Here is a 14574-nt window from a genome sequence, read left to right as displayed (position 1 = left end):
CCTGCTTATAAAACATGACGCACAGTCGCTTATTCGCCCGCCAATACAGCTTCTTTTGCAATCAAGAAATGAAATACGCCATTATCCTTGTTCAAGGACAATAATTTGACCGGGTGATTATTGATCAAATTACGAATATTCTGCTCACTGCCAGCGGCGGTGGTTTTTACCAGCATGACCTGCCCTGGTAACAAGTGATCCAGCGCATCCTTCGTTTTCAACATGGGCAGCGGACTTTCCAGACCGGTTAAATCAAGTTCCAGATCAATATGGCTGTGCATGTTGCCTCCCCTCTTTCATGTCATTAGCAAGTCGTTGACACAGAGTCGCCACTCGCTAATTCAATCTTGTTTTATGATTAATCGTCCAAAGACTCGTCTTCTGGCATCTCTGCATCAAACGCATCATCTTCGGCACCACTTTTACCCTCCATCACTTCGCGAATCACTTTAAACAGTTCGCGGCTACTTTTGGGTGGCTTGCCTGCGGCGTGCTCTTTTTGTGCATTGCGAATCAGGGTACGCATTTGCTGCACATTGGTTTGCGGAAACTCAGCAATAAACAACTCGATCACTTTGACATCCTCAAGCAAGCGCATACGCCAGCGCTCCATGTGATGAAAGCGGGCATTTTCTTCCTTGTGTTTGCCGTCCCATTTTTGCAGTTGCTCGACGATAGGCGCCAAATCAGTGTCACGCATCAAACGGCCGATATACTGCATCTGGCGACGAATGGCGCCATTCGCGGTAATGCGCTTGGCTTCGGCAATGGCATCCAGCAAGGATTCCTCTAATTGAAGTTTCTTCAATCTATCCTTAGGTAGCGCAACCAATTGACGGCCTATTTCCTGCGCAGCATCCGCCTCTGCTTTCAATCTGGTTTTACTGGGTTGGGAATCATCAAAGGTTTCAGATGTCATGGTAAAAGCAATCTCTGCCAAATCGGGTATGATAACAGTTTTAACTGCCAAGCAAGAAACAAGCGCGTACAGCATGCAATCGGATCAACTTCAACAAATCGCCCAAGACATTATTCAACTGACACGTAAAGCAGGTGCCAGCAGTGCCGAAGCAGAGGTCAGTTTTGGCACCGGCCAGAATGTGTCCGTCAGGCAAGGCGAGACTGAAAACATTGAATACAACCGCGACAAAGGCTGTTCAGTCACGGTGTATTTTGGCCAGAGAAAAGGCTATGCCAGCACCTCTGACTTGAGTCCTCAGGCCTTGAAAGACACGGTTGAAGCCGCCTGTAATATTGCAAAATATACCGCGCAGGACCCGTTCTGCGGCTTGGCCGATGCCGATTTGATGGCGACAGAATTTCCAGATTTATCCTTGCACCACCCGTGGCAGATTGACGTCGACGCCGCACTGGCATTGGCCAAGCGTTGTGAGGCCGCCGCCCTCGCCGTAGATACACGTATTAGCAACAGCGAAGGTGCCAGTATTTATAGCCAGAGCGGTGCATTTGCTTATGCTAATAGCCATGGTTTTATTGGCGGCTATCCAAGCTCACGCCATAGCATCAGTTGCTCGGTGATTGCCGAAGCAGATGGCCTGATGCAACGTGATTACTGGTATAGCAGCGCGCGCGATGCGCACGACCTGGCCACACCGGAGCAAGTCGGCCAGACGGCGGGCTCGCGCACTGTCAAGCGCCTGGGTGCTCGCCCGATCAAAACCGGCCAATACCCGGTCTTATTTGAGGCGCCATTGGCAAGCGGCCTGATCGGCACCTTGATTAGTGCGATCTCTGGCGGCAACTTATACCGAAAATCCTCTTTCTTGCTCGACAGCCTGGGCCAGCCCATTGCCAGCGCATTGCTGCAGATTGATGAAAACCCGTTTGTACTCAAAGGTGCTGGCAGCAGCGCCTTTGATAGCGAAGGCGTGGCTTGCCGCCCACGCACACTGGTTGAGAACGGTGTGTTACAAGGATATTTACTGGGGAGCTATTCTGCCCGCAAGCTGGGCATGCAGTCGACAGGCAATGCTGGTGGCGCGCACAACATTATGGTGCGTTCAACAGGCCATAACCTTGAGCAACTGTTGCATACCATGGGCACCGGCTTGCTGGTGACAGAGCTATTAGGGCACGGTATGAATATGGTGACAGGTGACTATTCCCGAGGAGCTGCTGGCTATTGGATAGAGAACGGGCAGATTGTGCACCCGGTAGAAGAAATCACCATTGCGGGCAATATGAAAGACATGTTGAAAAGCATTGTTGCGATTGGTAACGATACCATTCCGAACAGCTCAAGACTGACCGGATCGATACTGATTGAGCGGATGACCATCGCCTCTGCGGAATAAATACCGCGGTCACAGCGACAGCAAATAAAAAAGGCTTTGCACAACGCAAAGCCTTTTTTGTATCACCGAAGATGTCGGCTACTATTGCTCGGGCACTGCAGCATCCAGGGTCAACAATGTTTCATCAACACCCGCAACCATGGCTGCAGTTGCAGCTTCGTTTTCAACCACGGGTTCTTGTTCTGCAGCAGCTTGATCTGCTTGAGACTGATCCAGCATCGGCGGCAATGCCTCAGGCGCGATTTCCGTGGATTCGCTTAACTCGATGACCATTTCAGCAGCGGTCGCCTCAGAAACGACAGACTCAGAGGCATCCACTGCTTGCGCTGGCTGCGCTACCGGTGCACCTTCAGTGACTGCATTCTCAGTCGCAGTGCCTTCGATTGGCGCGGCAGATTGCAACAATACGGCATCCGTGGTGGCTGGTGTTTGTTCCGAATGGTTTGGCGTATCTTCATCTGCAGGCTCGAACTCATCTTCCAGCAACTCTTTAGGTACCAGGCCATCCTGGATCAGGCTGGCACGGCGTTGCAGGTAAGCATCACGCATAAATGCATAGGGATCAATCGACGCGTTATCCACCAAATCGGTCGCATCCAGCAATTGCGTGCGTTTATCCAGCAACTGTATCGCACGTACCTGGTTGTGGGCACGGATCTGGCCAGTATTATGCAAATAGGTAATCGGGTCGGAAGTCACGGTATCAATGAACAAACCGCTGGCATCACGCACGGTGCTCGGCCCAACAATCGGCAGCACCAGATACGCGCCGGAACCAACGCCCCAGTAACCCAGGGTTTGACCAAAGTCTTCCTGGTGTTTTGGCACATTGTCCATGCTGGCCACATCAATAAAACCGGCAATACCAAAGGTAGAGTTGATGACAAAGCGGCCAGCATCGGTAAAGGCCTGGGCAAACTTCAGTTGCAACAGGTCATTCACGACGGTGGTCAAGGTGCCGAGGTTGCTAAAGAAGTTGCTGATGCCAGTACGCACAGGCGTAGGCGCAACGGCTTTGTAGGCTTTGGCAACGGGTTTCATGGCATAACGGTCAGCCACATCGTTAAATTTGTAAATTCCCCGGTTGATGCCTTCCAGTGGGTCTTTATTGGTTGTGGCGCAACCAGAGACACTCACCAGAACTGCAGTCAGTACAATCGCTCTTAATGTTTTCATATTTGTCATTATGTTTAGAAGCTTTTCAAGCGCATTTAAATTGTTGTATCCCCAACACAGCTTGCAGTGCGTACTTCGCAAATGTGTGTCATCTCAGTTAACGGAAATCTCTTCTAAAAGTTGAAGGGATCATTGTTAAAAAGTCGGTTAAATTAACCAGCAGGCGTGATGCAGACCTCACCTTAGCACGAAGTAAAACGATCTTATTCTACATCAAATGTCATCTTTGCTTCACATTATTTTTGTATAAGCGCAAGGCCTCTTCGCGCTGTTGCGCATGATCCACCACAGCCACCGGGTAGTCGAGCACTAAGCCTTTGTCAAACAAGCCTTTTTTACGAAATTTCTCTGCCCATGGCGCATGAATTTGCTGGTCATCAAGACCGGCAAGCTCCGGCACATATTTACGGATAAATTTGCCTTGCGGATCAAACTTTTCTGACTGCGATTGCGGGTTAAAAATCCTGAAATAAGGTTGCGCGTCACAACCGGTCGAGGCTGCCCATTGCCAGCCACCATTATTGGCTGCAAAGTCAAAATCGATTAACTTTTGCTCAAAATAACGCTCACCCCAACGCCAGTCTATGAGCAGATCCTTGACCAGGAAACTGGCGACGACCATGCGCAAACGGTTATGCATGTAACCGGTCTGGTTTAACTGGCGCATGGCCGCATCCACAATTGGGAAACCGGTACGCCCTTCGCACCACGCAGCAAACCAGTCAGCGTCATTGGTAAAAGGCAGCGCCTCATACTCCGGCTTATAAGAACGACCTTGTTGCAAGTCTGGCCGGTGAAACAGAATCTGGAAATAAAAATCACGCCAGATCAACTCACTCAACCAGATCGCCGCCCCCTCATTACCCGCCAGGGATAATTGCCAGGCCGCATGCGCCAGTTGGCGGATGGAAATTGTGCCGAAACGCAAATGCACCGACAGATAAGACACGCCTTTGACCGCCGGGTAATTACGCGCATCATGATACTGGTCGATACGATGCAGAAAATCCTCGAATAACTGCTGCGCACCAGCCATACCGGTTGGCAAGCGCAATGCGGCAAGATTGGTGCGCTCAAACCCCAGCGATGCCAGCGTCGGCATGGGCGCTGGCGCCACGGGCGCAAGATGACTGATATATTTTTTGACCGGGTAAGCTTTTAAATAAAAGGCATTCAACTTGGCCAGATGGGCATTTTTATACGGCGTGAATACCCCATATGGCTTGCCGGTTTGTGTCATCACCTCATCTTGTTCAAACAGCACCTGATCTTTGAATAAATGCAGGGTTTGACCAGCCTCAAGCAGCGCCTGCGCTACTACTTCATCGCGGGCAATCGCGACCGGCTCATAATCTTTGTTGGCATAGACTGCTGTGACATTGAGTGCGCGCGCCAGCGCCGGGATTTCTACTTGTGCCCGGCCATGACGCACGATCAGGTCACTGCCGTGCGCTTGTAAAGACTGCTTGAGTTCGCGTACGCTTTCCCAGATAAATTCAACCCGGCGATCTTGTTTATCCGTTAATGCATGCAAAATATCCGTATCAAAAACAAAAGCGACAATCACTTGCGTATGCCGCTTCAAGGCGTGATACAGCGCGGCATGATCATCATCGCGCAGGTCGCGACGCAACCAGACCAATGCTTTAGACATCGTTACTCTCGGTGATAGGGATGACCACTTAGAACCGTGTGGGCGCGATAAAGTTGCTCAGCCAGCATCACACGCACCATGCCATGCGGCATGGTCAATTTAGACAAGCTGAACAGCCATTGCGCCTGCGTTTTGAGTTGTGCATGTAAACCATCAGCACCGCCCACCACTAAGGACACATCACGCCCCATTTCTTGCCAGCTTTTGAGCTTTTCTGCCAGTTGCAAGGTAGTGACGGCCTGGCCACGCTCATCCAGCGCCACCAGATAATCTTTACCGGCCACTTCCAGGATACGCTTGGCTTCGGCCTCCTGCACCACTTCACTATTTTTACCGGCCGCACGTTTATCAGGTTTGATTTCGATGATGCGTGTTTCAAGTTCACGTGGCATGCGCTTCAAGTATTCGGCGCAGGCAGTTTCAACCCAGTCGGGCATTTTATGGCCGACCGAGATGATATTGAGTTTCATATCTGGAGGAGTGTCGTGCTTTTAGGCAGCAGAAGCCGCGCGACGCGTCTGTGACTCGGTCCACAGTTGTTCAATGTTGTAATAAGCGCGGGTGGTTGGCACCATGACATGCACCACGATATCGCCTAAATCGACCAAGACCCACTCGCCTTCTTTTTCGCCCTCTACGCCGCGCGCTTCCAGGCCTTTTTCTTTCAGCTTTTCACGCACATTATCGGCGATTGCCTTGCATTGGCGGGTAGAGTTACCACTGGCGACAATCATGTAGCTGGTCACCGCCGTCATACGGCGCACGTCCATCACGGTGATGTCAAAGGCTTTAATATCTTCCAGCGCGTCGACGACGGCCAGTTTCATCTCTTCAAGAGACAGGGTATCAATGTTTGGTTGCATAGGTGTATTCAAAATCAGGCGGCTTGCGCAGGAATATGGTTTTTTTGCTCGACAATGCGGTTTTGCGCATCGACGTAAACCAGTTGCGGATGGTAGTGAGTCAATTCGGCTTCGGTATACTGGGAATAGCTGGCAATAATAATCAAATCGTCAGGATCCGCTTTGTGCGCCGCAGCACCATTGACCGAAATCACGCCAGAGTGACGCTCGGCACGAATGGCATAAGTTGTGAAACGCTCACCATTGTTGATGTTGTAAATCTGGATTTGCTCATATTCATGAATATTGGCGGCCTCCAGCAAGGCTTCATCAATCGCACAGCTGCCTTCATAGTGCAGCTCGCTATGCGTCACACGCACTCGATGCAGCTTTGATTTCAACATGGTTCTTTGCATTGCGTCCCTTAGCTCGAACTTCCACTCGCGCGGAAAAGGTCGTAATTATAAAGTTATCAATAGCTTAGCGCAAAATAAATTTATCAAAAAACGTATGTAATTGCATCAGGCGCTGACTTCGCAGTTATCGATGAGCCGCGTCTTGCCCAACCTGGCTGCGGCCAGTATCACCCATTCACGGGTCTGCGCATCCGGCAAGGTCAGTGACTGTTGACGCCGGATCTCTACATAATCTACCTGCCAGCCCTGCTGGCTTAACGCTAAACGGGCTTGCGTTTGCAAAGCCGCATAGTCACGCTGGTCAGTCAGCAAGGCTTGTTTCATGACTTGCAACTGCTGATTTAACTGCGCGGCCTGTGTTTTTTCTGCTGCGGTCAAATAGCCATTTCTTGAGCTCATGGCCAGGCCGGAAGCCTCACGCGCGGTTTCTCCGGCAATGATTTCAATCTCAAAATTGAGTTGCCGTACCAATGCGCGGATCACCATTAGCTGCTGGTAGTCTTTTTTGCCAAACACCGCCACTTGCGGTTGCACCATATGAAACAGCTTGGCGACCACGGTCGCCACACCGGCAAAATGGCCAGGGCGGCTGGCGCCACATAGATCATCGGCCAAAGGTGGCGGTTGAATCACCATCTGCTGGTGCAAATCCTGACCATCAAAGTCAGGGTACATTTCCTCTACCGCTGGTGCAAACACCACATCAGCGCCCACGGCTTGCAGTTTGTCACAGTCAGACTGCAAAGTGCGTGGATAACTGCCGAAATCCTCATTGGCACCAAATTGCAGCGGGTTTACAAAAATACTGACCACCACAATCTCTGCATGCTTTTTCGCCAGCGTCACCAACTGGCAATGCCCCGCATGTAAATTACCCATGGTTGGCACAAACCCCACGCGCTGGTCGCGGCGACTGGCCAGAAATGCGCGCAACTCGCGCAAGCTGTGAAACAACTGCATGTAGACTCTTTTTAATCCATCAAAAATCAGAATGATTCAATATATCACACAGCACCCTATTCAACCGTGACAGGTAAAAGATCAGCGCCCCGGCAATTGACAACCTGGCAAGTCCGCGCCTATAGTCATCATTTGCAACTATCTACAATTATTAACATCAGGAGTAAGTGAATGAGTGTGATGACCGAGTTTAAACAATTTGCGCTGAAGGGCAACGTCATGGACCTGGCGGTCGGTGTCATCATTGGTGGTGCCTTCGGCAAGATCGTTGATTCCATGGTGAACGACATTATCATGCCGGTCATCGGCAGAATCTTTGGCGGTTTTGATTTTAGCAACCTGTATGTGCCACTCAACGGCCAATCGGCTGACCTGGCCCTGGCAGAAGCCAAAAAACTGGGCGCGGTACTGGCTTACGGTAATTTCATCACCATTGTGCTCAACTTCGTTATTCTGGCATTTATTATTTTCCAGATGGTTAAATTCATGAACAGCCTGAAACAGGCCGAACCAGCACCTGCGCCAGCAGCGACACCGGAAGATATCGTCTTGTTACGTGAAATTCGTGACAGCCTGAAAAAATAATTTTCTGGCGATAGTGATATGACAAAGGGCGCTGTGGCGCCCTTTGCTTTTTAACTACCCACAAAAATCAAAGATTACAAATCGGCGGGATTCGGTTGTACTTCATACGTCTGACCAGCATTGGCATCAGACCCATCATTATTCAGAAACACGACCACACTGACCTGGTCATCAATCAGATCCAGCTCTGTGGTTGGGTAATAAGCCCCCGCGGCATCTTTATTGATATTGTGATAATGCCAGATAGAAGCCACCACGCGCCCGCTATCTTTTAACTTCACATCTTCCGCGCGCGCTGGCTCGCCCAATAATGCAATTAACTGCGCGCGATTCAACTTGCCCACCGCATCCACAAAGCCCTGCTCGTCCTCAGGCAACTTGCCAGCCGCCGCACCTGCCAGCACCGCGCCGCTTAAAGACAATAATGCAACAGCCAATACCCCGTTTAACCAAGTTTGTGCTCTCATCATGACTCTCCTTTATACTCAGAAACTCAGGCAATTAAAACAGCAATAGGTTCATACAAGAGGCACTACACAGACTCGATAGGATACGCCTCTTCCGGCAACTGTTCGACCAGTAACACATGTACACGGCGACTGTCGGCATGTACCACGGTGACACTGAGATTATCAATACGGATATGCTCGCCTCGCTTGGGCAAATGACCGAAGTGATTCACCACCAGGCCACCCACGGTAGAAAACTCTTCGTCGCTAAACTCGGTGCCTATGGCTTCATTAAATTCAGGAATCTCGGTCAAGGCTTTGACGCGATAAATGCCCGGCTCCTGCTGAATGATATTGCCTTCGCCTTCATCATCATCGTATTCGTCCTCGATGTCGCCGACAATTTGCTCCAGCACATCTTCAATCGTCACCATCCCGGCTACGCCACCATACTCATCAACCACAATGGCAATATGATTACGGTTACTGCGGAACTCTTTTAACAACACATTCAGGCGCTTGGACTCGGGAATAAACACCGCCGGACGCAGCATATCGCGCAGCTCGAATGTCTCGTTGGCGTAATAGCGCAACAAGTCCTTGGCCAGCAAAATGCCGATCACATCGTTTTTATTATCTTCAATGACAGGGAAGCGGGAGTGCGCCGTTTCAATGACAAACGGCAGAAAGCTTTCTGGCGGCTGGGCAATATCAATGACGTCCATTTGCGAACGCGGGATCATGATATCCCTGACCTGCATTTCACTGACTTGCAGGACACCTTCAATCATGGCCAGCGAATCGCTGTCCATCAGGTGATTTTCATAAGCCCCATGCAGCAACTCGACCAGTTGCTCGCGGTCTTCTGGCTCGCGCAGAAGAAAATGGCTTAATCGTTCTAAAAGTGAGGGTTTGTGAGACAACTTATCCGGCTCTGAAGCCATAGTTACTGCTGAAAACAGCATCCTGTATAACGCGTTAACTTAAGCATACATGAAAACGGATGGCAATGTCACCTTCATGACATGGGTTTCCTGACTTATTCGAGGCTATCCCTGGCCCTGTGTGACACGCAAAGATTTGTCACTTTCCGGTGTCAACAAACGATATAAAAGATTTAATTTCTGCTAAATTAACACCTATGTTGAATCGCCTGCCCCCTTCCTTACGTCCCCTGGTGCAATCACTGACTTTCAAGGTGCTTGCCGGGCTTATTGTCTTCTACTTTGCATTTGCCTGGCTGGCCATCAATCCGCTGGCAAAATGGCTATTACCATGGGTAGCCGAACACCAATTGGCCAGTAAAGCCAGTGTAGAAAAAGTCACGTTTGACCCGCTGCGCCTCACCACGACCATCGAGAAGCTGGCGCTGACCGAAACAAACGGTGCGCCACTGGCATCGTTTGACAAACTGGTGGTCGATCTTGAAGCCAGCGGCCTGTTCAACTGGGCCTGGAAACTCAAGCAAATTACGCTGACAGCGCCGCGCGTCGATGTGCATATCTCCAAACAGGGCCGCCTCAACTGGGCTGACCTCATTGCAAAACTCAACGAGGATCCAACGCCGCCAAATAAAGACTTGCCGCGTGTCATCATTGAAAATATCGCGATCAGCCAGGGCAATATCGATTACCAGGATGCGCAACACGCCACGCCGCTACAAGCCTCACTCAAGCCACTGGATTTTGAACTCGAAGGCTTTTCCACGCTACCTAAAGACCGTGGTGACTACCTGATTGCCGCCAAACTGCCGTACCAAGGCGCGACCATCAAGTGGAAAGGCAATTTTGGCGTCAATCCACTGGCATCACAAGGCTCACTGGCGATCGAAGGTTTGCAAATCGCCAAAGTCATGCAATGGATAAACACGGCCAAGTTGCCGCTGCAAGTCACGGCAGGTACGTTTACCAGCCAGTTTAACTATGACTTTTCTTTACCGAATCAACAACCGAAACTGTTGGTCAGCGATGCAAAACTGCGCGTGAACGATTTGGCAGGCGCATTGGCGCAAGGTGATCAACTCGCTTTTTCGCAGTTGGAAGTCAAAGCCAAACATCTGACGCTAGATCAACAAAAACGGTTATTGGTCACGACACAAGACATCAACATTCAACTTGATCAACTCAAACTGCATAAACCACAGGCAGACGTTTCAATTGCCAAAAGCAGCCTGGCTTTGCCCAAGCTGGTCTTCGAGCATGACAAGCAGGCGCAACTCACATTTGACAACCTGAACCTGCATATTGAGCAAACTCAGTTACAACAAGCACAAAAAACATTATTTACATTGCCAGAACTGGCGATCGAAAATGTCAGCCTCAATCTGGCAGAACGCCGGGCCAATGTGGCACACATTTTATTAAACAAAGGGCAATTATCGGCGACGCAAACGGCTGCCGGACTTGATTGGCAACTCGCCTTTGCCGAACCTGCAACAGCCACGCCCTCGCCTGCTGAGACCCCTGCGGTGCCAGATGAAAAGGTCAATGAAAAGGCCGGCGCCCCCTTCCAATTTGCGATAGACGACATCGCCCTGACGCACTGGCAGCTCGCTTATACCGACCAGCAATTTGCCAAGCCCTTGCAAGCCACGGTTGGCGACCTCAATCTACAGCTGGCGGTAGATAATACGTCAGGCTTGGCGCTAAAAAATGTGCAACTGGAAGCAACACAACTCAGCGTCCAATCAGATAAAAAACCCGCCGCACAATTAGCCAGGTTTGCGCTGAATAATGCGCAACTGGCGCTGGACCAGCAAAAAGTTGATATTGCCGCGATTCAATTACAAGGACTTAAAACAACGGTCATCAGGCAAGCGGATCAACGCCTGAACTGGCAAGCCATGCTGGCACCTGCCCCAGGCAGCTACACGGTGACTGCCAAAACAAGCACACAGGCAGCGGCGCCCGCGAAACCATGGTCTTACGCCGTGAAGCGGCTGGCCTTGCAACAGGCAGACATTCATATTGAAGATCAATCGACACCGACACCTGTGGTGCTGGATGTGGTGGATGCCAGCGTGGAAGCTAGCGACCTGAGCCAGAATATGGCACGCTTGCTGCCGGTGAAAGCTGGATTCAAGGTCAAACAAGGCGGTCAGTTCAACCTGCAAGGCAAACTGGCTGCAGCCCCTTTTAAAACCGAGTTGCAATGCACACTTACTGACCTGGCACTGAAACCCTTTGCCCCTTATATCCAGCAAGCTGCCTTACTGCAACTGGAAAACGGTTCTGCCAGCCTGCAGGGTAAACTGCAACAAACCAGCAGCGGGGCAACCAAGTTTGACGGCGGCTTTAGTGTCAACCAGCTGTCCATCCTGGAGGAGGCGAGCCAGCAACCATTTTTACGCTGGGAGAAACTGCAAGGGGACGGCTTGGCGCTATCACTGGCACCCAACAAACTGCAATTAAGCACGCTGACATTGAGCAAGCCGCAAAGTAAATTTATCATTTACCCTGACCGCAGCCTGAATATCACCAAGGTCATGCGCACGGCTACGCCAGACCAGACAGCGGCAACCGCATCGACCACAACGAAGGCGGCGCCAGCCCCCGTGAGTCAAACCACCGCAACGGCAACGCCTGCCAGCACTAGCAGCGACTTCCCGGTTGCAATTGATACGGTACGTATCAATAACGCCGAACTGGAATTTGCTGACTTATCGCTGCCACAACCGTTTGGCACGCACATCCACACCCTGGGCGGCGTCATCAACGGCATTTCCAGCAACCCGTCATCGACTGCACAAGTCGAACTGGATGGCAAGGTAGATGATTACGGTGCAGCACGCATCCGTGGCTCGTTGCAACCGTTTAAAACCACAGAATTTACCGATATCAAACTGGCATTCACCAACCTGGAGATGAATCGCCTCACGCCCTATTCCGGTAAGTTTGCCGGGCGCAAAATTGAATCCGGCAAGCTGTCTGTAGACTTGGGCTATAAAATCAAACAGCGTGTACTGGCGGGTGAAAACAAGTTTGTCATCAACAAACTCACCCTGGGTGAAAGAGTTGATAGCAAAGATGCGCCTAACCTGCCCCTGGACCTGGCGATTGCCATTTTGGAAGACAGTGACGGGGTGATTGACCTGGACTTGCCTGTGAGTGGCAGCCTGGACGACCCCAAGTTCAGCATAGGCGGGATTGTCTGGAAAGCCTTCACCAATGTGCTAACCAAAATCGTGACCGCGCCTTTCAGCGCGCTGGGCAAACTGTTTGGCGGCGGTGAAAAGCTGGAAGCGATTGTGTTTGACCCTGGCAATACCACGGTTGCGCCACCGGAACTGGAGAAATTGCACACGGTAAGCAACGCGCTCGCCAAACGCCAGCAATTAGCGCTGGGCATTGTACCTGGCTACGATGTAGCCGCAGATACACGCGCCATTCAGGAAGCCAGCTTGCGCAAACAAGTGGCAGCAGAAGCCGGTGTGCGCCTGGAGCCTGGGCAGGCAGCGGGGCCAATTGACTTAAATAATCCCAAGGTGCAATCGGCCATACAAACATTGCATGACCGCCTGAACAATAAGGGCTTACTCAAGCGGCTGGCCGCCAAACTGGAAAAAGCGCCCGAAGGTTTTTACGCGCAAGCACAGGAAGCACTGACCACCAGCATCCAGGTCACCGACGCTGACTTGCAAGCCCTGGCCAAGGCACGCGCCGACGCCATCCAGAAAGCGTTACTGGCTGCGGGCGTTGGTGCCGAACGGGTTTCGATCACTACCCCAACAACCGTGAAGGCAGACCGCGATCACGTGCCAAGCAAGCTGACGCTGGACGCTATCAAACACTAGCTGCAAATAGCATGAAGCCGCTGGTTCAGCGGCTTCATCAATACCTCACCAGCGCAGCTACATGACCAGCATGGTCAATAACTGCTGAAAAAACTTGAGCACCGGCGACAATAAAACACCCAGAATGCCGGTGAATAATAAGGCGATAAGAATCAGCATGCCATAACGCTCTATTTGTGCAAACTTGATCGCGGCTTGCATGGGTAACAGGCTGACAGCAATGCGGCCGCCATCCAACGGTGGCAGCGGAAACAAGTTCAGCACCAGCAAGACCAGGTTAATCTGGATGCCTGCCAGGCTCATCTGTGCTAAAAAAGCCTGGGCGGACTCCGGGAATAATGCAATCCGCGCCAGTATCAATCCCCACACAATGGCCATGGCAAAGTTAGACGCCGGACCCGCCAGTGCCACCCACAACATATCCTGCTTGGGGCGACGCAATTGACCAAAGTTGACAGGCACGGGTTTGGCCCAGCCGAACAGCACGCCCCCCAGGATAATGCTGAGCGCAGGCAGTAAAATCGTGCCAATCGGGTCTATATGCTTGAAAGGGTTGAGGGTAATCCTGCCCATGCGCTCGGCGGTCAGGTCACCAAAAAACTTGGCAGCATAGCCATGCGCCGCCTCATGTACCGTGATCGCAAACAGGATGGGCAAAGCGTAAGCGGCAATTTTCTGTACAACAGTGAGTTCCATGTAACACTTCCAGCTAAAGTCAACACTCTGTCACAGCGTCTAAGAATAAATATCGGGCCAAATCAAGTGCCACTCAAGGCCAAGGCGCAACGCCCGCGCGCACCAGCTCGGGCGGGTCTTGCGTCAAATCGACCACCGTCGTGGCGCCCACATGCGCAATATCACTGTCGATCACCGCGTCAATCTGATGTTCCAGGGCTTCACGGATTTCCCAGCCAACAGACATAGGCGCTTCATCGCCAGGCAACTGCAAGGTCATGCTGAGCAAGGGCGAATCCAGCGACTCCAGCAAGGCTTGCGTGACCACATGCTTAGGCACGCGCAAGCCAATGGTGCTGCGCTTGGGATGCTGCAATCGGCGCGGCACTTCGCGGCTGGCCTCTAGCAAAAAGGTATAAGCGCCAGGTGTCATCGCCTTAAGCAAGCGGAACTGGCTGTTATTCACTTTGGCATAAGTGCCAATCTCAGCCAGGTCACGGCAAATCAGGGTAAACGGATGCTCATCATCAACGCCACGCAAGCGGCGGATGCGGGTTTGTGCCTCTTTAAACTCCATCAGGCAGACCAGGGCATAACTGGAGTCAGTAGGACAGGCCAGCACCCCACCCTGCTTTAACCACTGCGCAGCTTGCTGGATTAACCTGGTTTGCGGGTTCTCCGCATGAATCACAAAATACTGTGCCATGATT

Annotated in this window: 15 protein-coding genes; 3 read left to right on the top strand and 12 right to left on the bottom strand. The window is 51.4% G+C overall.

Annotated elements, in window-relative coordinates; all coding sequences use genetic code 11:
- Positions 1-29 precede the first annotated feature (29 nt).
- Positions 30-281, bottom strand: coding sequence for a sulfurtransferase TusA family protein (locus OH31_RS03750; RefSeq protein WP_019881702.1), 252 nt, complete (start codon positions 279-281; stop codon positions 30-32).
- 77 nt (positions 282-358) lie between these two features.
- Positions 359-919, bottom strand: a complete 561-nt coding sequence (gene yjgA, locus OH31_RS03745; RefSeq protein ID WP_019881701.1) for a ribosome biogenesis factor YjgA — start codon at positions 917-919, stop codon at positions 359-361.
- Between the two features lie 73 nt (positions 920-992).
- Here yjgA and pmbA point away from each other — a divergent pair, with 73 nt between their 5' ends.
- The gene (pmbA, locus tag OH31_RS03740) at positions 993-2315 is read left to right on the top strand and encodes a metalloprotease PmbA (protein ID WP_024929684.1); all 1323 of its coding nucleotides are present in this window, start codon (positions 993-995) and stop codon (positions 2313-2315) included.
- 81 nt (positions 2316-2396) lie between these two features.
- Here the strand turns inward: pmbA and OH31_RS03735 are convergent, their stop codons facing one another.
- The 6 genes from OH31_RS03735 to panC all read right to left on the bottom strand — a co-directional run bounded on the left by OH31_RS03735 (position 2397) and on the right by panC (position 7363).
- Positions 2397-3491, bottom strand: coding sequence for a VacJ family lipoprotein (locus OH31_RS03735; protein WP_024929683.1), 1095 nt, complete (start codon positions 3489-3491; stop codon positions 2397-2399).
- Between the two features lie 220 nt (positions 3492-3711).
- Positions 3712-5145: a deoxyribodipyrimidine photo-lyase gene (locus OH31_RS03730; RefSeq protein WP_024929682.1), complete on the bottom strand. Its 1434-nt coding sequence runs from the start codon at positions 5143-5145 to the stop codon at positions 3712-3714.
- 2 nt (positions 5146-5147) lie between these two features.
- Positions 5148-5615 (bottom strand): 23S rRNA (pseudouridine(1915)-N(3))-methyltransferase RlmH, encoded by a 468-nt coding sequence (gene rlmH / locus OH31_RS03725; protein WP_024929681.1) that lies wholly within the window; start codon positions 5613-5615, stop codon positions 5148-5150.
- A 21-nt stretch (positions 5616-5636) separates the two neighbouring features.
- Complete coding sequence (rsfS, locus tag OH31_RS03720; RefSeq protein WP_024929680.1) at positions 5637-6008, bottom strand: ribosome silencing factor; 372 nt, start codon at positions 6006-6008, stop codon at positions 5637-5639.
- A gap of 14 nt (positions 6009-6022) precedes the next feature.
- Positions 6023-6403: an aspartate 1-decarboxylase gene (gene panD, locus OH31_RS03715; protein ID WP_024929679.1), complete on the bottom strand. Its 381-nt coding sequence runs from the start codon at positions 6401-6403 to the stop codon at positions 6023-6025.
- A 105-nt stretch (positions 6404-6508) separates the two neighbouring features.
- Positions 6509-7363 carry a pantoate--beta-alanine ligase gene (panC, locus tag OH31_RS03710; protein ID WP_024929678.1) on the bottom strand — a complete coding sequence of 285 codons (855 nt, stop codon included), beginning with the start codon at positions 7361-7363 and terminating at the stop codon, positions 6509-6511.
- 171 nt (positions 7364-7534) lie between these two features.
- Here panC and mscL point away from each other — a divergent pair, with 171 nt between their 5' ends.
- Positions 7535-7948 carry a large conductance mechanosensitive channel protein MscL gene (gene mscL, locus OH31_RS03705; RefSeq protein ID WP_019881693.1) on the top strand — a complete coding sequence of 138 codons (414 nt, stop codon included), beginning with the start codon at positions 7535-7537 and terminating at the stop codon, positions 7946-7948.
- 74 nt (positions 7949-8022) lie between these two features.
- On the opposite strand, the gene OH31_RS03700 is transcribed toward mscL, so the two are convergent.
- Both OH31_RS03700 and OH31_RS03695 read right to left on the bottom strand, forming a co-directional pair.
- A complete protein-coding gene (locus OH31_RS03700) occupies positions 8023-8415 on the bottom strand; it encodes a hypothetical protein (protein ID WP_019881692.1) in 393 nt (130 codons plus the stop codon).
- A gap of 65 nt (positions 8416-8480) precedes the next feature.
- A complete protein-coding gene (locus OH31_RS03695; RefSeq protein ID WP_019881691.1) occupies positions 8481-9341 on the bottom strand; it encodes an HlyC/CorC family transporter in 861 nt (286 codons plus the stop codon).
- Between the two features lie 197 nt (positions 9342-9538).
- Between OH31_RS03695 and OH31_RS03690 the strand changes: the two genes are divergently transcribed.
- Complete coding sequence (locus OH31_RS03690; protein WP_024929677.1) at positions 9539-13189, top strand: DUF748 domain-containing protein; 3651 nt, start codon at positions 9539-9541, stop codon at positions 13187-13189.
- 57 nt (positions 13190-13246) lie between these two features.
- Here OH31_RS03690 and OH31_RS03685 read toward each other — a convergent pair whose 3' ends face one another.
- Both OH31_RS03685 and OH31_RS03680 read right to left on the bottom strand, forming a co-directional pair.
- Positions 13247-13885 (bottom strand): site-2 protease family protein, encoded by a 639-nt coding sequence (locus OH31_RS03685; RefSeq protein ID WP_024929676.1) that lies wholly within the window; start codon positions 13883-13885, stop codon positions 13247-13249.
- 73 nt (positions 13886-13958) lie between these two features.
- Positions 13959-14570: an L-threonylcarbamoyladenylate synthase gene (locus OH31_RS03680; protein ID WP_024929675.1), complete on the bottom strand. Its 612-nt coding sequence runs from the start codon at positions 14568-14570 to the stop codon at positions 13959-13961.
- Between the last annotated feature and the right edge of the window lie 4 nt (positions 14571-14574).

This window comes from Methylophilus sp. OH31, assembly GCF_000576615.1.
Lineage (GTDB): Bacteria > Pseudomonadota > Gammaproteobacteria > Burkholderiales > Methylophilaceae > Methylophilus.
This window is presented reverse-complemented; position numbering and strand designations above follow the sequence as displayed.

Bases quoted from the DNA above. Each gene is read 5' to 3' on its own strand.
- pmbA (WP_024929684.1), top strand. From the start codon at position 993: ATGCAATCGGATCAACTTCAACAAATCGCCCAAGACATTATTCAACTG.
- yjgA (WP_019881701.1), bottom strand. From the start codon at position 919: ATGACATCTGAAACCTTTGATGATTCCCAACCCAGTAAAACCAGATTG.
- mscL (WP_019881693.1), top strand. From the start codon at position 7,535: ATGAGTGTGATGACCGAGTTTAAACAATTTGCGCTGAAGGGCAACGTC.
- panD (WP_024929679.1), bottom strand. From the start codon at position 6,403: ATGCAAAGAACCATGTTGAAATCAAAGCTGCATCGAGTGCGTGTGACG.
- OH31_RS03685 (WP_024929676.1), bottom strand. From the start codon at position 13,885: ATGGAACTCACTGTTGTACAGAAAATTGCCGCTTACGCTTTGCCCATC.
- panC (WP_024929678.1), bottom strand. From the start codon at position 7,363: ATGCAGTTGTTTCACAGCTTGCGCGAGTTGCGCGCATTTCTGGCCAGT.
- OH31_RS03690 (WP_024929677.1), top strand. From the start codon at position 9,539: ATGTTGAATCGCCTGCCCCCTTCCTTACGTCCCCTGGTGCAATCACTG.
- OH31_RS03735 (WP_024929683.1), bottom strand. From the start codon at position 3,491: ATGAAAACATTAAGAGCGATTGTACTGACTGCAGTTCTGGTGAGTGTC.
- OH31_RS03730 (WP_024929682.1), bottom strand. From the start codon at position 5,145: ATGTCTAAAGCATTGGTCTGGTTGCGTCGCGACCTGCGCGATGATGAT.
- OH31_RS03695 (WP_019881691.1), bottom strand. From the start codon at position 9,341: ATGGCTTCAGAGCCGGATAAGTTGTCTCACAAACCCTCACTTTTAGAA.
- OH31_RS03750 (WP_019881702.1), bottom strand. From the start codon at position 281: ATGCACAGCCATATTGATCTGGAACTTGATTTAACCGGTCTGGAAAGT.
- OH31_RS03680 (WP_024929675.1), bottom strand. From the start codon at position 14,570: ATGGCACAGTATTTTGTGATTCATGCGGAGAACCCGCAAACCAGGTTA.
- OH31_RS03700 (WP_019881692.1), bottom strand. From the start codon at position 8,415: ATGAGAGCACAAACTTGGTTAAACGGGGTATTGGCTGTTGCATTATTG.
- rsfS (WP_024929680.1), bottom strand. From the start codon at position 6,008: ATGCAACCAAACATTGATACCCTGTCTCTTGAAGAGATGAAACTGGCC.
- rlmH (WP_024929681.1), bottom strand. From the start codon at position 5,615: ATGAAACTCAATATCATCTCGGTCGGCCATAAAATGCCCGACTGGGTT.